This window comes from Bacillus sp. FSL R5-0585, assembly GCF_038004545.1.
Taxonomy (GTDB): Bacteria; Bacillota; Bacilli; order Bacillales; family Bacillaceae_G; genus Bacillus_A; species Bacillus_A cereus.
On record NZ_JBBORJ010000001.1, the window covers coordinates 778374 to 796111 of the forward strand.

A 17738-nucleotide genomic window follows, 5' to 3' on the forward strand; every position below is an offset into this window, starting at 1 on the left:
AAGAAAAAGAAAATGCGGGGGTGGAATGAATATGTTATATGAAAACGGCGTAGATAAACTGCTTAGTTTAAGCAGAAATATTTCTGAATTATATCGAGAATTAAATGAAATGACCCGGATTTTAACGGATTGTAATCGAGAAAGTGTGAAGTTTGATCGGTTATATGTAAAAGAGTTACTTTGGAAGAAAGAAGATGTAATAGAGAAATATGACCAGCTACTTGTACAACTTTGTATTAACGAATGCTTTGATCTAAAAAGTGTCATTACAGGGGAATATAAGTATACATATGAAGAAGTAGAAAACATAGTTTTACAATTTAATGAAAAGTATAATGTCGCAATCTTAATTAAAGATGTGTGTAAAGAATTACAGTTCACATATGGAATTGATATGGACATAACGAGAACAACTCGGGTATCAACAGCTCAAGTATAGAAAAAGGAAAAGAAAGCAGATCCTTTGCTTTCTTTTTTTTGTGAAAATAGAGAGAGTAGGTTTAACGATGAAGGGGAAGCTACAGCATATTCATCCGCTTGGAATGAGTATTATTTTAGGGACATTGTTTGCTAGGTTTGCAACTTCAATGAGTATCCCTTTTTTAGCGATTTATTTAACGACTGTTAAAGGTGTATCAGCTGGAATGACTGGTGCTATTATCGGAACGAGTGCACTTGTTGGTGTTTTTGCTAGTTTTATCGGAGGGAATTTATCAGATCGATTTGGCCGGAAAACAATTATGCTCTGGTCCATGATCGTTTGGATTTTTGTGTTTATAGGTTTTTCACTTGCGGATCATGTTTTAAGTTTCTTTTTATTAAACGCTTTAAATGGATTATGTAGGTCGTTTTTTGAGCCAACATCAAGAGCATTATTATCAGATTTAACAAAGCCTGAGTATCGGTTACTCGTCTATAACTTACGATACGGTGCAATAAATGTTGGAGTTGCTATTGGACCAATTGTTGGATTACAGATTGGAAGTGCAAAATCAACAATTCCTTTTTTAGTAGCAGCTGGGGTATATATTCTATATACAGCTATATTAGCGTTCCAATTTAAGAAGTATCCAATGGAAAAAAAGAAAGTGAGTACAGAAAAACCTGTTACAATGTTAAATGCAATGCGTATATTGCGAAAAGATATAGTATTTTTAGTTGCTTTAGTCGGTATTATTTTGAGTAATTGCGGTTTTTCACATTTAACGACGACAGTATCTCAATATTTTGCAAATGCACATATATTTGAGGATGGGGTGAAGCTATTCTCATATATGCTCGCTTTAAATGCAATTGTTGTAGTGATTATCCAATACCCTGTTATTCAAATGTGCAAAAAGTATACACCGTTAACATCAATTATGGTTGGGACTTTATTTGTGAGCGGGGGATTATTTGGCTTTGGAATAGTAGAATCTATGCTAGGTGCTGCCGTTTGTACAATTATTTTTACAATTGGAGAAGTCTTAATGTTTTCGATGACGGATGTATTTATTGATGATATTGCTGTTGCGCATCTAAAAGGAACATACTTCGGTGCGATGGGTTTTTCGGGAATTGGAGCAGTAATAGGTCCGTGGTTTGGAGGAGTACTTCTCGATTACTACGGGTACCAAAATGGGTTTGCAGTATTTTCAGCACTAGCTATATTTTCAACTGTGGCATTTCCTGTGCTTTTAGTTACAAAAGGTTTATCGAAAAAAAGATATGATAGAAATTCTAATATAGAAATGCATGCGAAATAACATAAGCCCCAGTAACCAACTGGGGCTTAGTGTGTATTATATTAACTCTTAATTTGAAAAAAGAACTTTCATTTCATGCTTATCAGCAACTTCATTTTTGGAAATATGAATGGCTAAATATCCATTTTCTAAGCAGGCTAGCATCTTCTTATAAATAATATTATCGGGTAAAGGAATGATCCGCTGTAAAGAAATATTATTATGAAGTATGCAAATGGTTAGGCCTGTCTTCATCTTTTTAATGACTACATTTTGTTCAGTTACATTTGGTACATCTGTTTCCAAAATGTATTCTTGTTCCGTTTCGCAAAGGTCAATATGAATTTGATTTGGGAAACTAAAGTTACTACAAGAGTCAGAACAAAATTGATCCATCCATTCTTCGAAACCATCAACATGAAAAAGACAATCCTTCTTTTTCTTGCCCATGTAAGACACCCTCCGTAAAATCTCAATTCATACTATGTTATGCATGAATGAATTAGGGGTGAAGAATAAATGGAAAAATATAAACATTGTATGTGGAAAAGATAGCTAGTGTGCACTTTTTGTTTTACATATCATGATGCGCATGATGTTTTTGGCGTGAATGGTTACGGTTTTTTACTTTATGAGATCCGCTTAATGGTTCAGGTTGTCCTTTTTTTTCTTTTGCTTCACGATTGTTTTTTCCCATGGTATGTGACACCTCCTCTTCCTCTTTAGAATGAGAGAAGTTTGCAAATTTATACGAGAATGTTTTTAGAAAAAAAGGTAAAGATAATTGGGACTAACTATTACAGAAAGGGGATTATATAATGCCATATCATAAAGATAAACAACAAGCGTTTCAAGCAGCGCAGCAAGGCGTTACACAAGCAGAAAATGCATTTAACAACATTGTGAAAAATGATCCAAACTACGGTCATGATTTAAAAGAATTACGCCAAGAGGTTCAGGAAGCATATGAACAAATTCAAAATGCACTAGAGGTAGCTTCAGAAACACAACGTCCACAACTTGAGCAATATGAAAATAATCTCCAAAATATAATGCGAAATGTAGATCAATTAGAAAAGTAAATGAGGTTGTTGTTTATTCGACAACCTTGCTGCTTTAGTAAACGTTATGCTAAAACAGAAAATTTTTCTATTAGTTTTTTCTTTGCTATGTGCAGTACATATATTTCAAGTGGAAAAAGTGGAAGCGAAAATGTTGCTCAGAAAAGAGTTAGAACCAACTGGTTATGTAACATGGGAAGTACCTAATAATGAAAAAATTATTGCAATTACATTTGATGATGGACCAGATCCAACGTATACACCACAAGTTTTAGATTTATTACGTCAATATAAGGCTGAAGCGACATTTTTTATGATTGGATTTCGAGTTCAGCGCAATCCATATTTAGTGAAACAAGTGTTAAAAGAGGGACATGAAATTGGAAATCATACGATGAATCATTTGTATGCGAGTAATTCATCAGATGAAAAATTAGAAAATGATATTTTAGATGGAAAGAAATTTTTTGAAAAATGGGTGAAAGAACCTTTGTTATTCCGTCCTCCTGGCGGATATATTAACGACGCTGTATTTAAAACAGCGAAAGAAGCTGGTTATCAAACTGTTCTATGGTCGTGGCATCAAGATCCACGTGATTGGGCAAATCCAGGGGTTGAATCCATTGTAAATCATGTAGTGAAAAATGCTAAAAGTGGCGATATTGTATTGTTACATGATGGAGGAAATGATCGTAGTCAAACGGTAGCGGCACTAGCAAAAATTTTACCTGAACTGAAAAAGCAGGGCTATCGATTTGTAACGGTTTCGGAATTACTACGTTATAAACATTAGAAAAAATCCCAAAAGGAAAATAGACCTTTTGGGATTTTTCTTTACTGGTTCTTTTTACGTTTCTTATTATTTTGTCGCTCTGCTGGAGTTAAAGGCTCGTTTGCAAATTCTTCATTGTAACCAGTTCCTTGTCCTTGTGCAGATGTAGCATTCATTCCTGAAATAGTATGATTTGCTTTTCTTTTACCCATTTTATTTCACCTCTATAACATTTTTTGTATGTTGAATGATGAGCAGTTCATAGTATGTACGAACTATAAGTAAACCGCGGATAGAGCACTTTACTTTATGATAATAGTATTCATAAGGAGCATGAAAGCTATTCAAATTTAGAAACATAAAGAAAACTTATGATAATCTATAAGTTTCTTATTATTTACTTATTTAGAAAGTTGTAATAAGATATTATCGTAAGGTATTGAAAAGTTTGTCTACATTTTATATTCAGACAACTTAGTCACGTTTAACAGGGGGGAAACATAATGGTCAAACATAATCCATTTCAATCACGTGCAACTTTTGAAGTAGATGGAAAAACGTATCATTATTATGATTTGAAAGCGCTTGAAAATGCAGGGGTTGGCAACGTATCTCAATTACCATATTCCGTGAAAGTTTTACTTGAATCAGTACTTCGTCAAGTAGACGGACGTGTAATCACAGAAGAGCATGTTACAAATTTAGCGAAATGGGGAACGAAAGATGTTCAAGATATCGATGTTCCATTTAAACCATCTCGTGTAATTTTACAAGATTTCACTGGTGTTCCAGCTGTTGTTGATTTGGCTTCGCTTCGTAAAGCAATGGCAGACATGGGCGGAGATCCTGACAAAATTAATCCTGAAATTACTGTAGACCTTGTAATTGACCACTCTGTACAGGTTGATAGAGCGGGTACGGCAGACGCGCTTGCATTCAACATGGACTTAGAGTTTAAACGTAATGAAGAACGTTATAAATTTTTAAGCTGGGCACAGAAATCATTTGATAACTACCGTGCGGTTCCACCAGCTACAGGTATTGTACACCAAGTAAACCTTGAATATTTAGCACCAGTTGTTCATGCTGTGAAAAATGCTGAAGGTGACTTAGTTGCATACCCAGATTCATTAGTTGGAACAGACTCACATACAACAATGATTAACGGTATCGGCGTTCTTGGATGGGGCGTTGGTGGTATTGAAGCAGAAGCAGGAATGCTTGGACAGCCTTCATACTTCCCAGTACCTGAAGTAATCGGTGTGAAATTAACTGGTACACTTCCAAGTGGTACTACAGCGACAGACGTTGCATTAAAAGTAACACAAGTATTACGTCAAAAAGGTGTAGTTGGTAAATTTGTTGAGTTCTTCGGTAATGGACTAAAGAGCATGCCTTTAGCTGACCGTGCAACAATTTCAAATATGGCACCAGAATACGGCGCAACTTGTGGATTCTTCCCAATCGATGATATTTCATTAGAATACTTACGTTTAACAGGTAGAGATGAAGAACAAATTCGCGTTGTTGAAGAATACTGTAAAGCGAACGGTTTATTCTATACAGCAGACAGTAAAGATCCAATCTATACTGATCTTGTTGAAATTGATTTAAATACAATTGAATCTAACCTTTCTGGACCGAAACGCCCACAAGATTTAATTCCACTTTCAGATATGAAAGATGCGTTCCATAAAGCTGTTGTAGCACCAGTTGGAACACAAGGACTTGGATTTAATGAGCAAGAGTTCGATAAAGAAGTGAAGGTTACATTAGAAGATAAAGAAGTAACGATGAAAACAGGTGCAATTGCAATCGCAGCAATTACAAGCTGTACAAATACATCAAACCCATACGTATTAATTGGAGCAGGTCTAGTTGCGAAGAAAGCAATTGAAAAAGGACTTGTAGTACCTGAGTATGTAAAAACATCATTAGCACCAGGATCTAAAGTTGTTACAGAGTACTTAGATAAGTCTGGTTTAACAACATATTTAGATCAATTAGGTTTCCAAACAGTTGGTTACGGCTGTACGACTTGTATCGGTAACTCTGGTCCATTAGCGCCAGAATTAGAAGAAGCAATCGCAGCAAACGACTTACTAGTAACATCTGTTTTATCTGGTAACCGTAACTTTGAAGGTCGTATTCATCCACTTGTAAAAGCAAACTACTTAGCATCACCACCACTTGTTGTGGCATATGCACTTGCAGGTACTGTTGATATTGACCTGAAAAATGATGAAATCGGTAAAGATGCAAATGGCAATGCTGTTTACTTCAACGATATTTGGCCATCAGCTAAAGAAATTGAAGATGTAGTTCAAAGCGTTGTTACATCTGAACTGTTCAAGAAAGAATATGCACAAGTATTTAACAGCAATGAGCGCTGGAATGAAATCCAAACTTCAAACGAAGCTTTATATACTTGGGATAATGATTCAACATATATTCAAAACCCGCCATTCTTTGAAGGTTTATCTAAAGAGCCAGGTGAAGTTGAAACATTATCAGGCCTACGCGTAGTTGGTAAATTTGGTGACTCTGTAACGACAGACCACATTTCACCAGCAGGTTCAATCGGTAAGCATACACCAGCTGGACGCTACTTATTAGAAAACGGCGTACAACCAGTTGACTTTAACTCTTACGGTTCTCGTCGTGGTAACCATGAAGTTATGATGCGTGGTACATTCGCGAACATCCGTATTAAAAACCAAATCGCACCAGGAACAGAAGGCGGATATACAACATATTGGCCAACTGGTGAAGTAACATCTATCTATGATGCTGCTATGAAATATAAGGAAGATGGAACAGGTCTTCTAGTTGTTGCTGGTAAAGATTACGGTATGGGAAGTTCTCGTGACTGGGCTGCGAAAGGTACTAATTTATTAGGTATTAAAGCAGTAATCGCAGAAAGCTTCGAACGTATTCACCGCAGTAACTTAGTGTTAATGGGTGTACTACCACTTCAATTTAAAGATGGCGAAAGTGCAGAAACGTTAGGTCTTGTTGGTAACGAGTCATTTGAAATTCAAATCGACAAAACAGTTAGACCACGCGATCTTGTAAAAGTAGTTGCAACTGATGCAGATGGCAACGAAAAACAATTTGAAGTAGTTGCTCGTTTCGATAGTGAAGTTGAAATTGATTACTACCGTCACGGTGGTATTCTGCAAATGGTTCTTCGTGAGAAAATTGAAGAATCAAAAGTGTCGAACTAAATAATTGAAATGAACAATAAGGAAGCTAACAATAGTTAGCTTCCTTATTTTATGGAAAGGGATGAAACCATTTGGTTTCATCCCTTTCTTTTTACTATAAAAATGGAGGAAACGTCATGACAGAGTATAAAAAAATATTGTTGCCGTTACGACAAGAGAAAATATTAGTAATAGCAGCTGTATGTAGTGGGATAATTGCTGCCATTTTAAATTTATCACGCCCAATTTTCATGGGATTAATTGTAGACAATCTTATTCAAAGAGAGCTAAAAGGTGCGTATTTATATATAGCTTTGTTTGCGGGTAGTCGCTTTTTAATGTGGGCGAACAATCTTTTATTTGATTATATAAGTTCAAAAGCGAGTCAACGTATATTACAAACGAAACGTATAGAATTATTGCGTCACTATTTCTCATTACCGTTTGAAGAGAGTGAGAAGATTAAGCAAGGAGAGTTAGAAACTTTGGTCGTGTCTGATATTCCGAACTGGGTCAGATTATATGGCTCTATATTAATAGAATATATACACGCTATTGCCCAATTTATTGGAGCTTTCATAGCACTACAACATATAGATATACAGTTTATATTGTGGGTAACTCCGTTTTTATTTTTAAGTACAATTGTTCCAATACTGATGGGAGAAAAGGTAAGAGATATTGCAAGCATTGCTCAAAAAAATCAGTCAAGTGTCGTAGAGATGGTGTCACAGTTTGTAAAAGGAGTACAAGATTTACGTAGTTTGCAAAAAGAAAAATGGGCCATTCGCTTATTTAAAGGAGTAACGGCACAATCGTATAAAACAGAAGTAAAGAAGACGATGATGCAACATTGCATTGGAGTAGTTGGAACAGTGATTGAAACAGGAGCATATATCGTTGTTCTCATTGTAGGTGCAAAAAAAATAATGAAAGGGGAAATGGAAGTGGGTTCACTTGTTGCAGTGTTAGCTACAATTGAAATGCTCTTTTTCCCAGTCCGTTATGTGGGCGATTTATTAATGATGACACAAGTTGCAGTCGCTTCGGCAAATAGAGTTTTTTCCTTTTTAGATAAAAGAGTGGCAGATAGTAATGTAGAAAGAGCGATGGGGATGATAATAACAAATGTTTCATTTCAGGAGAGTGAAGAAGAGAAATGTAGAATTCATAATATTGATTTGCAAATTAATCCTGGTGAACTCATTATGATTGTAGGAGAAAGTGGTGCAGGAAAAACAACGCTTTTAAAGTTAATAACGGGCTTGTATACACCATCTAACGGTAGCATTGCTTATTATGGTAATGAAGCTCGTATGACTACAGTTTGGCAAGAACCACGTTTTTTCCGAACGACGGTAACAGAGAATATGTATTTCGGGGAAGAGTGTTTAGAAAATCAGTTAGAAAAAAATAGTGAACTTATAAATGTAACGCCGATTATTAGAGGGTTACCTGAAGGGAGTCAAACTGTGCTACATAAAAGCGGTGAAGAGTTTTCAGGAGGCGAAAGAAAACGTCTCGCATTATTGCGAGCGATTGTATCAAATCCAACTCTTATTATTTTAGATGAACCGACGGCTGGGTTAGATCCAGGCAATCAAGAACTGGTTTGGAATATGATTGAAGGGATAGGAAGAGATGTAACGAGAATTGTGGCAACACATGATGTAGAGAGAGCGATGATAGCAGATTGTGTTGTTGTCATAAAGAATGGGACTATTGTGGAATGTGGGAATCCTAGAGAATTATTAAATTGCAACTCATTGTACAAAGAGTTGCAAACAAAAAGATAAGAGATATGTAATGCCCGTATCTTTATTCCGCTATTTGCCGGGCAGCCCGATTGGTGAGGGCTGAATAAAGTTTCACTTTATTCGTTCTCATTAAGTTGATAAGTATAAGAATTCGGATCACTAGAATTAACTTCTTTGACGAGAGTAAGTTGATTTGTATCTGGATTATATTTGAAAATCTTAATTGTATGTTCGCTACTTAGTAATGGATTATATTCTTGAATAGCGAATGTATTTTCCGCAATTTGTGTCATATTACTGGTGGGAACATTTTCTATGGAATCATGATTTGTAGAAATTTCAACGACTTTTTCACTGTTGAAAAATAAAAGAACGATTACTAAAATAACTAAGCATATTCGTATATAGCGTAGCTCTTTGGTGATAGGGTGTTCTCCCAAAATAATCATCCTTTCTATAACTATTCTATAGTAGTAATGGTAGTCATCGTGAAAAAAGTAATAATGCCGAGGCCTGCCCAAAGGATAAAAGAGATTAATGCGATATAGAGACAAATACGTCCAACTTGTTTTTTTTCAGGGTCTTTACTAAATAGTGAGATAATCCATGTGATAATACCGATTGGGGAAAATATAAAACTAAGAATATATAGAAGTACTTTTTCAAATAAATTCATAGGAGCTCCTTTCATTGTGAAACATTACATATATTTCTAATTATATGATGAAAAGGTAAATATTTCATCTCTGTTATAAAAATTCTGATTATTTCGACTCTGAATATTTCCAAGCTTGTCCGTATAAGCTAAAATAAGATATATAGTATTTTGATGAATGTGTTAAAAGAAGATAATACGTTAGGGTGATATAAAATGTGGCGGAAGCTTACGATTATTGTAGTGTTACTTTGTTTAGCGGGATATGCAGCTTATGAACAGTTTGGTCATAAAGAGCAGGCGGTAAAAGTGAAGCAAGAAAAAAGTGAAGCTGCGATGAAAGAGATTATCGCAAGGAATGGTATTGAGATAGGGAAGAGTGCACCGGACTTTGAATTAACTAAGTTAGATGGGACAAATGTAAAGTTATCGGATTTAAAAGGAAAGAAAGTAATTTTAAACTTTTGGGCTACGTGGTGTGGACCATGTCAGCAAGAAATGCCTGATATGGAGGCTTTCTATAAAGAACATAAAGAAAACGTAGAAATTTTAGCGGTCAATTATACGCCTTCAGAAAAAGGTGGGGGGGAAGAGAAGGTAAGCAATTTTGCTAAAGAAAAAGGAATTACTTTTCCTATTTTATTGGACAAGAACATTGATGTGACAACAGCTTATAAAGTAATTACGATTCCAACTTCGTATTTTATAGATACAAAAGGTGTCATTCAAGATAAGTTTATTGGGCCGATGACACAAAAAGAGATGGAGAAAAGAGTTGCTAAATTAAAATAATGGTGAAAAGGTAGAGATGGAGAGTTCCCATTTCTGCCTTTTCTTTTTCAAGTAGTAATCACTTCATGATATGATGTAAGAAATATAACCGTTTAGAGATAAAGGAGTGTATGGAGTGGGGAATGTATCCTTACCGTTAGATTATGTTGTAATTGATTTTGAAACAACAGGATTTAACCCTTATAATGATAAAATTATTCAAGTTGCAGCGGTGAAATATCGTAATCATGAATTAGTAGATCAATTTGTTTCATACGTGAATCCAGAGCGGCCAATTCCGGACCGAATAACGAGTTTAACAGGTATTACCAATTATCGCGTTTCAGATGCACCGACGATTGAAGAAGTGTTACCTTTATTTTTAGCATTTTTACATACAAATGTTATTGTGGCTCATAATGCTTCTTTTGATATGCGCTTTTTGAAAAGTAATGTAAATATGCTTGGGTTGCCTGAACCTAAAAATAAAGTAATTGATACTGTGTTTTTAGCGAAGAAATACATGAAGCATGCACCTAATCATAAACTTGAAACGTTAAAACGAATGCTTGGAATTCGTTTAAGCTCTCATAATGCATTTGACGATTGCATTACGTGTGCTGCTGTTTATCAAAAGTGTGCAGCTATTGAAGAAGAAGGGAAACGAAAAGTAAATAAGGCTATGCTTGATGAAACTGCGGTATATGAAGCGGTGAAAGAAATACTTGCATGTAATAAACGTAATGTAGAATGGCTACGTTGTATGAACGTAGGAAGTTATTTAGATATAAAAGCTTTTTATCCAGTTATGAGAGTAAAGGTAAAAGGGCGAAAGAAATATGTATTAACAGAGATATTAGAAGAAGATGTGAAAGAAATATGTACAAGTTTAAAATGTGAACCGGCGTTAAAAAGTGAAGTTGGTAATACGAGAATTATGCTTAATAGCTTAGAGGATGTTATGAAATTAGAAAGTTATATTTTAGAGCAGTATGATTTTGTATTACAGGCGCTTCATGATTATAAAGAAAATGAAATGAATGCAGATGAAAAGTTGAAAGAGTATTTAAATATTATGGTATAAAAAACTCCGTGTGCAATATATTGTACACGGAGTTTTTTTAGGAGTACTAAAACATAAAATTTTCTTGCAAATCTGATTAAAGAGTTTTTTGTTTGCTCATACTATGTAATAAGAAAGCGAAGGAGAGAGGGTGAACAACATGAGAAGAAGTCGCCGTAAATCGTTTGAAGAACTTGTAAATGAAAATAAACAACAATTATTAAGCGATCGTGAGGCAATTGATCGTATTGAAGAGCGCATTGAAAAACGTTATGAAATGAAACTTTTTAAGCAAGCTGAATAATTCTTAACACTAGTACGATACTAGTGTTAAGGAGGCGATAGTAATGGGTAATCCGAAAAAAAATTCAAAAGACTTTGCACCGAATCATATTGGAACACAATCGAAAAAAGCTGGTGGAAATAAAGGAAAGCAAATGCAAGATCAAACAGGTAAACAACCGATTGTTGATAACGGTTAAAAAGGAGAATGTTATCATTCTTCTTTTTTGTGAGGAAATGAAAGAGAGCTTTTAGCAGTAATATGAAAAAAGGGCTGACTTTTGTCAGCCCTTTTTCGTAATCGTAAAGTTTTCAACAAGTAAACGCCAATTTTGTGGAAATGGCAAGCCAATCTTCCAATAACTAATACCGCCAATGCCCTGCTCTTTCATTAAATTGAATTTACTTTGAATAGACCTCGCATCTTCAAACCAAACTTCATGTTGTACGCCATTTTCGTCAAAGTAATTAAAATGTGGAGCTTGAGCTGTGAAATCATAGCGGATAGGAACATTATATTTACGAGCAAGTGCAACAGCTGCGACAGAGCTAACTGCTTTTGCTGGTGGATTCCCTTGTTTGAACGGAAGTTTCCAATCGAATCCGTATAAGTTTTGCCCCATCATAATTTTTTGGGGAGGCATTTGAGATTTTGCGTATTGAAGTACTTCTTTTACAGGACCGATAGGAGAGATTGCCATTGGTGGCCCGCCCTGCCAACCCCAGTCATATGTCATAATGACGACGAAATCAACAATTTGCCCTTGCGCTTTATAATCATGGGCTTCGAAAAATTTTCCCTTTTGATTTGAACTTGTTTTCGGTACGAGAGTTGTGCTTAATGTGTACCCGCTAGGTAAGCGTGTTTTTACATTTCGTAAAAAGCGATTATACGCCTCGCGGTCTTCGGGTGCTACACTCTCGAAATCGAAATGAATGTCTCGCATGCCATATTTTTCAGCTGTTTGCAAAATGTTAGTAATAAATTTGTTTTGAATCGTTGCGTCGCGTAAAATAACCGATGTTAGATCGGCACTGAAATTACCATTTTCAATATTTGTAATAACGAGCATAGGGATTGTTTGCCCTTGCGTTGCAATATTAGCAATTTTAGCTGTTTCAGTAGGTTCTTTTAATGTGCCATCTCTTTTTGCCTCAAAACTAAAATAAGCTAAATATGTTAAAAATGGATTAATGGCACGTGTAGCATTAACTAAACTCTCTTTAATCGGTATAGTGGAAGGTTGTAAATAAGCGATGGATTCTACAGCTCGTTTTGTGCCTTTTGGTACATATAATTGTTGTCCGACATGGAGAATAGATTTTAAAGATAAATTATTAACTTTAGCTAAACTAGCGAGGGGGACATTATATGTTTGAGAAATCCGATAGAGGCTGTCACCAGGCTGTACATAATAATTATTTCCTTTCGTATTAACGATAAGTGCCTGACCAACAACGAGCGTTTCAGTGGGATTTAGTCCATTGTCTTTTACTATTTCGTCAGGTGTTGATCCATATTTTGATGCCAAGCTATATACGCTATCACCGCTACGAACCGTTACAATTTGAATCATATGCTGGCTCCTTTCAGTAAAAGATTCACTGTTTTTATTTTATTTTTGATGTTACTGTATTATGATTAAATGTATGCAAGGCAGCAGAAGTGAAAGAAGGCGAATACATATGTTTGTAGCAGAACATGAAGTTGAAATCCGTTATGCGGAAACAGATCAAATGGGTGTTGTTTACCATTCAAACTACTTAGTGTGGCTTGAGTTAGGTCGCACGAAACTTATACAAGATTTAGGTTTTTCATATGTTGAAATGGAGAAAGAAGGAATTATTTCTCCTGTGTTAGATTTACAAATTTCATACCGTAAAGCGATGCGTTACGGAGAAAAAGCAATCGTAAAAACATGGGTAGATACTGTGAGCCCACTTCGCGTTGTATATGGATATGAAATATATAATGGTGATGGTGAACTTTGTATTACTGCAAGTACGACGAATATTTGTGCGAAAAAAGAAGGGTTCCGCCCTGTATCATTTAAAAAGTTATATCCTGAGTGGTATGCGAAATATGAGGAAATTAAGAAAAAATAAAAAAGCGTGGCAGAAGCCACGTTTTTTTATTTTTCATAATTAAATTGTGGGAAGTCGTCACCTTCGTTAAGTGTAACAGATAAATTATGTCCATCGAAGAACCATTCATCATCGCCTTCAATAAAGAAGTTAATACCTTCTTCTTGAATTTGAACAGCAGGATGTGCAGGATCATCTTTACGAATCCCTAAAGAAAGTCCTTTTTGCACAGTACTGCAACCACCGTATTGTACGAAAAAGCGTAGTGTTTCATTTGATTGTAAGTTTAATTCATTTTTATACCATTGTGCTGCTTCTTTTGTTACGGAAAGATTCATGTATAGTTCCTCCAAATTATGTTGCTTTTTCTTTAGTATAAAAAATAACGCAAAAAGACGCTATTAATATGCTTCACGTTTTCTTTTTGCGTTATGTGGGTTACGATCTTATTTTTGCTTTTTTGAAAAGTTTGCTTTTGGTTCAGTTTTATTTATAATTCGTCCGATATTTGCACGGTGTTTATAAATAACCATACCTGCTAATAAACACATCGCAATAATGAAGATTTTATCCCCGCTAACAATGGATGCAATAACAGCAACAACTGCTGTTACCATAGAAGAAAGTGATACGTATCTTGTTGTAAATAAAAGGGTGAAAAATACAACAGCCAATATTGCAAAAACAACTGGTGAATAGCATAATAGCACCCCAGCAGAAGTTGCAACTGCTTTACCACCGCGGAATTTCGCGAAGATTGGATAGACATGTCCAAGAACAGCCGCTAACCCGAACCATAGTGGATGAATATCTAATCCGAAAATCATTGGTAGACTTGTTGCTAATGTCCCTTTTAAAATGTCAGCAATTGTAACGGTAAAACCTGCTTTTTTCCCTAATGTGCGGAATGTGTTTGTTCCGCCTAGATTACCGCTCCCGTGCTCACGAATATCGATTCCGTAGCCGATTTTTCCAACAACTAGTGCAAATGGAATCGAGCCAAGTAAGTAGGCAACGATAAATAAAAGATATGTAGTAACCATAAGTTCAGTCTCCTTTATTCAAATGTGTTGATAAAGGGTAAAAAGAGTTTTTCCCGTATATTGTACCATACATTTGTAAAGAGCACATTTCTTTTTTGTAAATGAAAAATTCATTATTTCGTGAAAAAAATTTCACAGTAATGTTACATTTCTCACAGAAACAGTAAGACTATATGTAGTAACATTTTAATCAAAAGATAACAACATATTGGTGGAGGGTTATAAATGTTACAAAATAATACACGTGGAGAAGAAGAATTAATGAAAGTGTTCGAGACAATAGTCCACGGCAATGAACAAGATTTAATGCAAGAAAATGCAAATGTAGACGGCCGCTCTCCAATGGGCGTAATGGGAACGTTCGCATCTGAGAGTGCAAAATATTATGCTGTTGAGAATTTATTGTCAGATCAAGTGAAAAAAGCGATAAATGAAAATATATTATATCCACATGATTTAGATTTTTATGCGACAGGAACGACGACTTGTTCACAAATTCCGTTAGCGCAAATGCTTGCTAACGGTTTTCATACTGGACATGGACATATGAGACAACCGCAAGACATTAAAAGTGCATTGGCTCTTTCGTCTATTATTTTTCAAGCGAATCAAAATATGCAGCATGGTGGTCAATCGTTTGCACTCTTTGATATTGATTTAGCACCTTATGTACGAAAAACAATTGAGAGACATAAAAAACGATTACAATCATATCCGCTTACGAAAGAACAAATAGAAGAATTTGCATGGAAAGAAACGGAAAATGATACGTATCAAGCGTGTGAGGCTTTCGTTCATAATTCGAATAGTATGCATAGTAGGGGCGGAGGACAAGTACCGTTTATTTCTATTAATTATGGAACAGATACATCAAAAGAAGGAAGAATGTTAATTAAACAACTTTTAAAAGCGACACAAGCTGGACTTGGTAAAGGAGAGACACCGATTTTTCCGATTCAAATTTTCAAGATGAAAAAAGGTGTGAATTTTGAAGAAAGTGATCCGAACTACGATTTATTTGAATTAGCATTAGAGACAACGGCAGAGCGATTATTCCCTAACTTTTCATTTTTAGATGCTCCGTTTAATGCAGTGCATTATGATGGAAGACCGGAAAGTGAAGTATGTTACATGGGATGTCGTACCCGTGTTATGTCTAATATACATGGAGAAGAAACAGCGATTGGTAGAGGGAATTTATCATTTACGTCTATTAATTTAGTGAAATTAGCGTTAATTAGTGGTTCAAAAGAAGCGTTTTTTGAAGCGCTAAACTATTATTTAGATTTAGGAATTAAGCAGCTATTAGAAAGATATGCGTATCAATGTACGAAGCGAGCAAGAGATTTTCAGTTTTTATATTCACAAGGTGTATGGCGTGGTGGAGAAACGTTGCAGCCTGAAGACTCCGTAGCCTCGATTTTAAAACAAGGGACGTTAAGTATTGGTTTTATCGGTCTTGCGGAATGTTTAGTAGCTTTAACAGGAAAGCATCATGGGGAAGATGGAGAATCATGGAAACTTGGGTATGAAATTATTTCCTTTATGAGAGATAGAATGGATAAAGCGACAGAAGAACATCAACTGAATTTCTCAGTAATTGCAACTCCAGCAGAAGGATTATCAGGAAAGTTTGTGAAAAAAGATAGAGAAGAATTTGGCGTGATTAGCGGTATAACGAACCATAATTACTATACGAATTCATTCCATATTCCAGTTTATTATAACATTCAAGCGATAAATAAAATCCGTTTAGAAGGCCCGTTCCATGCTCTCTGTAATGGAGGACACATTACTTATATTGAACTAGATGGAGCAGCAATGCATAACAAAAAGGCATTAAAACAAATTGTACAAGCCATGGCAGAACATGGCATTGGATACGGTTCAATTAATCATCCTGTTGACCGTTGTAAGTGCTGTAGTTATCACGGGGTTATTGGGAATGAATGTCCAAGTTGCGGGAATAAAGATGAGGCTAATATAGAAAGAATTCGCCGTATAACAGGCTATCTTGTAGGAGATATGTCGAAGTGGAATAGTGCGAAACGTAGTGAAGAGATAGATCGGGTGAAACATAAATGAAAGTGATGAATATTATTCATGATAGTGTAGTAGATGGAGAAGGATTGCGGACAGTCGTGTTTTTTGCGGGCTGTCCGCATCGTTGCGTTGGTTGCCATAATCCGAAATCGTGGAATATTTGCAATGGAACGGAAATGACAGTAGAAGAAATTGTGAAAGAGATTGCAAGTAATCCATTAACTGATGTAACATTTTCAGGTGGAGATCCATTTTTTCAAGCTGCTGAAGTGAAAAAGGTAGCAAAAATCGTGAAAGATTTGAAAAAAAACCTATGGATGTATACAGGTTATACGTTAGAAGAGATACAGAGTTCTCAAAATAATGATATGATAGAGTTGTTACATTATGGGGATGTTTTAGTCGATGGAAGGTTTGAAATTGAGAAAAAAGATTTAACACTTCCATTTCGCGGAAGCTCCAATCAACGTATTATTCGATTGAAAGAGTAAAAAGGCGGGATAGATTATATGAATAAAACAGTATTGCTTGTTGAAGATGAAAGAAGATTACGTGAAATTGTTAGTGATTATTTTCGTAATGAAGGCTTTGAAGTAATCGAAGCAGAAGATGGAAAAAAAGCGTTAGAGTTATTTGCAGAGCATGAAATTGATTTAATTATGTTAGATATTATGTTACCGGAAATAGATGGATGGTCTGTTTGTAGAAGAATTAGAAAAGAATCAGCAGTACCAATTATTATGTTGACAGCACGTTCGGATGAGGATGATACATTGCTAGGTTTCGAATTAGGTGCAGACGAGTATGTAACGAAACCATTTAGCCCGAAAGTATTAGTAGCTCGCGCAAAGACGTTATTGAAACGTGCGGATGGTGCGGTAGGAGTAGCGGAAGAAAATGCTATGTCTTTAGCTGGAATAGAAGTAAATCGTCTATCTAGAACTGTTTTAGTAGATGGAGAAGAAATTATATTGACACATAAAGAATTTGAACTTCTTGTGTATTTAATGGAGAACAAAGGAATCGTGTTATCACGTCAACATTTATTAGATCAGTTATGGGGATATGACTATTACGGTGATGACAGAACGGTTGATACCCATATTAAAAAACTTCGAAATAAGCTAGGAGATAAAGCGAAGCATATCGGTACTGTTATTCGAGTTGGTTATAAATTTGAAGAATAATCTAGAACCATTTGTGTAATTTAGCCTAGGGAAATGGCGATTTTATACTCTCTTTTGAAGGTAGAATGTACAAAAAATACTTTTTTTGT

Annotated in this window: 22 protein-coding genes; 14 read left to right on the forward strand and 8 right to left on the reverse strand. The window is 35.4% G+C overall.

Annotated features, from left to right (window positions below):
- Positions 1-31: 31 nt before the first annotated feature.
- Entirely contained in the window at positions 32-439 is a 408-nt protein-coding gene (locus MKY38_RS04200; protein WP_000965149.1) for a hypothetical protein, read from the forward strand.
- A 67-nt stretch (positions 440-506) separates the two neighbouring features.
- Positions 507-1745, forward strand: a complete 1239-nt coding sequence (locus MKY38_RS04205) for an MDR family MFS transporter (protein ID WP_000676812.1) — start codon at positions 507-509, stop codon at positions 1743-1745.
- Positions 1746-1793: 48 nt separating this feature from the next.
- On the opposite strand, the gene MKY38_RS04210 is transcribed toward MKY38_RS04205, so the two are convergent.
- Together MKY38_RS04210 and MKY38_RS04215 are read right to left on the reverse strand one after the other, a co-directional pair.
- Entirely contained in the window at positions 1794-2174 is a 381-nt protein-coding gene (locus MKY38_RS04210) for an Hsp20/alpha crystallin family protein (protein WP_000516749.1), read from the reverse strand.
- 124 nt (positions 2175-2298) lie between these two features.
- Positions 2299-2421, reverse strand: coding sequence for a small acid-soluble spore protein P (locus MKY38_RS04215; protein ID WP_000517649.1), 123 nt, complete (start codon positions 2419-2421; stop codon positions 2299-2301).
- 121 nt (positions 2422-2542) lie between these two features.
- Between MKY38_RS04215 and MKY38_RS04220 the strand changes: the two genes are divergently transcribed.
- Both MKY38_RS04220 and pdaB read left to right on the forward strand, forming a co-directional pair.
- The gene (locus MKY38_RS04220; protein ID WP_001146295.1) at positions 2543-2806 is read left to right on the forward strand and encodes a hypothetical protein; all 264 of its coding nucleotides are present in this window, start codon (positions 2543-2545) and stop codon (positions 2804-2806) included.
- Between the two features lie 46 nt (positions 2807-2852).
- Positions 2853-3578: a polysaccharide deacetylase family sporulation protein PdaB gene (gene pdaB, locus MKY38_RS04225; protein WP_061665781.1), complete on the forward strand. Its 726-nt coding sequence runs from the start codon at positions 2853-2855 to the stop codon at positions 3576-3578.
- A 41-nt stretch (positions 3579-3619) separates the two neighbouring features.
- Here the strand turns inward: pdaB and sspO are convergent, their stop codons facing one another.
- Positions 3620-3769, reverse strand: coding sequence for a small acid-soluble spore protein O (gene sspO, locus MKY38_RS04230; protein ID WP_000518058.1), 150 nt, complete (start codon positions 3767-3769; stop codon positions 3620-3622).
- Between the two features lie 291 nt (positions 3770-4060).
- Here sspO and acnA point away from each other — a divergent pair, with 291 nt between their 5' ends.
- Both acnA and MKY38_RS04240 read left to right on the forward strand, forming a co-directional pair.
- Positions 4061-6784: an aconitate hydratase AcnA gene (gene acnA, locus MKY38_RS04235; protein WP_000238565.1), complete on the forward strand. Its 2724-nt coding sequence runs from the start codon at positions 4061-4063 to the stop codon at positions 6782-6784.
- Positions 6785-6900: 116 nt separating this feature from the next.
- Positions 6901-8559, forward strand: a complete 1659-nt coding sequence (locus MKY38_RS04240) for an ABC transporter ATP-binding protein (protein WP_065224105.1) — start codon at positions 6901-6903, stop codon at positions 8557-8559.
- 77 nt (positions 8560-8636) lie between these two features.
- Here the strand turns inward: MKY38_RS04240 and MKY38_RS04245 are convergent, their stop codons facing one another.
- Positions 8637-8969: a YmzC family protein gene (locus MKY38_RS04245; RefSeq protein ID WP_074555548.1), complete on the reverse strand. Its 333-nt coding sequence runs from the start codon at positions 8967-8969 to the stop codon at positions 8637-8639.
- A gap of 11 nt (positions 8970-8980) precedes the next feature.
- Entirely contained in the window at positions 8981-9196 is a 216-nt protein-coding gene (locus MKY38_RS04250; RefSeq protein ID WP_065224106.1) for a hypothetical protein, read from the reverse strand.
- A gap of 195 nt (positions 9197-9391) precedes the next feature.
- Between MKY38_RS04250 and MKY38_RS04255 the strand changes: the two genes are divergently transcribed.
- The 4 genes from MKY38_RS04255 (at position 9392) to sspN (ending at position 11491) form a co-directional block, all read left to right on the forward strand.
- The gene (locus MKY38_RS04255) at positions 9392-9967 is read left to right on the forward strand and encodes a redoxin domain-containing protein (protein WP_065224107.1); all 576 of its coding nucleotides are present in this window, start codon (positions 9392-9394) and stop codon (positions 9965-9967) included.
- Positions 9968-10082: 115 nt separating this feature from the next.
- A complete protein-coding gene (locus MKY38_RS04260; RefSeq protein WP_065224108.1) occupies positions 10083-11030 on the forward strand; it encodes a 3'-5' exonuclease in 948 nt (315 codons plus the stop codon).
- Positions 11031-11169: 139 nt separating this feature from the next.
- On the forward strand, positions 11170-11313 hold the full coding sequence (locus MKY38_RS04265) for an FbpB family small basic protein (RefSeq protein WP_001254703.1): 144 nt from the start codon (positions 11170-11172) through the stop codon (positions 11311-11313).
- Between the two features lie 43 nt (positions 11314-11356).
- Positions 11357-11491: an acid-soluble spore protein SspN gene (sspN, locus tag MKY38_RS04270; RefSeq protein ID WP_000527987.1), complete on the forward strand. Its 135-nt coding sequence runs from the start codon at positions 11357-11359 to the stop codon at positions 11489-11491.
- 84 nt (positions 11492-11575) lie between these two features.
- Here sspN and MKY38_RS04275 read toward each other — a convergent pair whose 3' ends face one another.
- A complete protein-coding gene (locus tag MKY38_RS04275; protein WP_065224109.1) occupies positions 11576-12868 on the reverse strand; it encodes a glycosyl hydrolase family 18 protein in 1293 nt (430 codons plus the stop codon).
- Positions 12869-12977: 109 nt separating this feature from the next.
- On the opposite strand from MKY38_RS04275, the gene MKY38_RS04280 reads away from it, so the two are divergent.
- Positions 12978-13397 (forward strand): acyl-CoA thioesterase, encoded by a 420-nt coding sequence (locus tag MKY38_RS04280; RefSeq protein ID WP_000495812.1) that lies wholly within the window; start codon positions 12978-12980, stop codon positions 13395-13397.
- Between the two features lie 26 nt (positions 13398-13423).
- On the opposite strand, the gene MKY38_RS04285 is transcribed toward MKY38_RS04280, so the two are convergent.
- A complete protein-coding gene (locus MKY38_RS04285; RefSeq protein WP_001054453.1) occupies positions 13424-13714 on the reverse strand; it encodes a HesB/YadR/YfhF family protein in 291 nt (96 codons plus the stop codon).
- A gap of 108 nt (positions 13715-13822) precedes the next feature.
- Positions 13823-14419, reverse strand: coding sequence for a glycerol-3-phosphate 1-O-acyltransferase PlsY (plsY, locus tag MKY38_RS04290; RefSeq protein WP_000258974.1), 597 nt, complete (start codon positions 14417-14419; stop codon positions 13823-13825).
- 225 nt (positions 14420-14644) lie between these two features.
- On the opposite strand from plsY, the gene MKY38_RS04295 reads away from it, so the two are divergent.
- From MKY38_RS04295 to MKY38_RS04305, 3 genes are read left to right on the forward strand one after another with little or no spacing between them, the layout of a single operon-like run.
- Entirely contained in the window at positions 14645-16504 is a 1860-nt protein-coding gene (locus tag MKY38_RS04295) for an anaerobic ribonucleoside triphosphate reductase (RefSeq protein ID WP_030027129.1), read from the forward strand.
- A complete protein-coding gene (nrdG, locus tag MKY38_RS04300; RefSeq protein ID WP_000867078.1) occupies positions 16501-16953 on the forward strand; it encodes an anaerobic ribonucleoside-triphosphate reductase activating protein in 453 nt (150 codons plus the stop codon). Before MKY38_RS04295 ends, nrdG begins: the two co-directional genes overlap by 4 nt.
- A gap of 18 nt (positions 16954-16971) precedes the next feature.
- Positions 16972-17649: a response regulator transcription factor gene (locus MKY38_RS04305; protein WP_001044679.1), complete on the forward strand. Its 678-nt coding sequence runs from the start codon at positions 16972-16974 to the stop codon at positions 17647-17649.
- Positions 17650-17738: the final 89 nt, after the last annotated feature.

Bases quoted from the DNA above. Each gene is read 5' to 3' on its own strand.
- MKY38_RS04200 (WP_000965149.1), top strand. From the start codon at position 32: ATGTTATATGAAAACGGCGTAGATAAACTGCTTAGTTTAAGCAGAAAT.
- MKY38_RS04205 (WP_000676812.1), top strand. From the start codon at position 507: ATGAAGGGGAAGCTACAGCATATTCATCCGCTTGGAATGAGTATTATT.
- MKY38_RS04210 (WP_000516749.1), bottom strand. From the start codon at position 2,174: ATGGGCAAGAAAAAGAAGGATTGTCTTTTTCATGTTGATGGTTTCGAA.
- MKY38_RS04215 (WP_000517649.1), bottom strand. From the start codon at position 2,421: ATGGGAAAAAACAATCGTGAAGCAAAAGAAAAAAAAGGACAACCTGAA.
- MKY38_RS04220 (WP_001146295.1), top strand. From the start codon at position 2,543: ATGCCATATCATAAAGATAAACAACAAGCGTTTCAAGCAGCGCAGCAA.
- pdaB (WP_061665781.1), top strand. From the start codon at position 2,853: ATGCTAAAACAGAAAATTTTTCTATTAGTTTTTTCTTTGCTATGTGCA.
- sspO (WP_000518058.1), bottom strand. From the start codon at position 3,769: ATGGGTAAAAGAAAAGCAAATCATACTATTTCAGGAATGAATGCTACA.
- acnA (WP_000238565.1), top strand. From the start codon at position 4,061: ATGGTCAAACATAATCCATTTCAATCACGTGCAACTTTTGAAGTAGAT.
- MKY38_RS04240 (WP_065224105.1), top strand. From the start codon at position 6,901: ATGACAGAGTATAAAAAAATATTGTTGCCGTTACGACAAGAGAAAATA.
- MKY38_RS04245 (WP_074555548.1), bottom strand. From the start codon at position 8,969: ATGATTATTTTGGGAGAACACCCTATCACCAAAGAGCTACGCTATATA.
- MKY38_RS04250 (WP_065224106.1), bottom strand. From the start codon at position 9,196: ATGAATTTATTTGAAAAAGTACTTCTATATATTCTTAGTTTTATATTT.
- MKY38_RS04255 (WP_065224107.1), top strand. From the start codon at position 9,392: ATGTGGCGGAAGCTTACGATTATTGTAGTGTTACTTTGTTTAGCGGGA.
- MKY38_RS04265 (WP_001254703.1), top strand. From the start codon at position 11,170: ATGAGAAGAAGTCGCCGTAAATCGTTTGAAGAACTTGTAAATGAAAAT.
- sspN (WP_000527987.1), top strand. From the start codon at position 11,357: ATGGGTAATCCGAAAAAAAATTCAAAAGACTTTGCACCGAATCATATT.
- MKY38_RS04275 (WP_065224109.1), bottom strand. From the start codon at position 12,868: ATGATTCAAATTGTAACGGTTCGTAGCGGTGATAGCGTATATAGCTTG.
- MKY38_RS04280 (WP_000495812.1), top strand. From the start codon at position 12,978: ATGTTTGTAGCAGAACATGAAGTTGAAATCCGTTATGCGGAAACAGAT.
- MKY38_RS04285 (WP_001054453.1), bottom strand. From the start codon at position 13,714: ATGAATCTTTCCGTAACAAAAGAAGCAGCACAATGGTATAAAAATGAA.
- plsY (WP_000258974.1), bottom strand. From the start codon at position 14,419: ATGGTTACTACATATCTTTTATTTATCGTTGCCTACTTACTTGGCTCG.
- MKY38_RS04295 (WP_030027129.1), top strand. From the start codon at position 14,645: ATGTTACAAAATAATACACGTGGAGAAGAAGAATTAATGAAAGTGTTC.
- nrdG (WP_000867078.1), top strand. From the start codon at position 16,501: ATGAAAGTGATGAATATTATTCATGATAGTGTAGTAGATGGAGAAGGA.
- MKY38_RS04305 (WP_001044679.1), top strand. From the start codon at position 16,972: ATGAATAAAACAGTATTGCTTGTTGAAGATGAAAGAAGATTACGTGAA.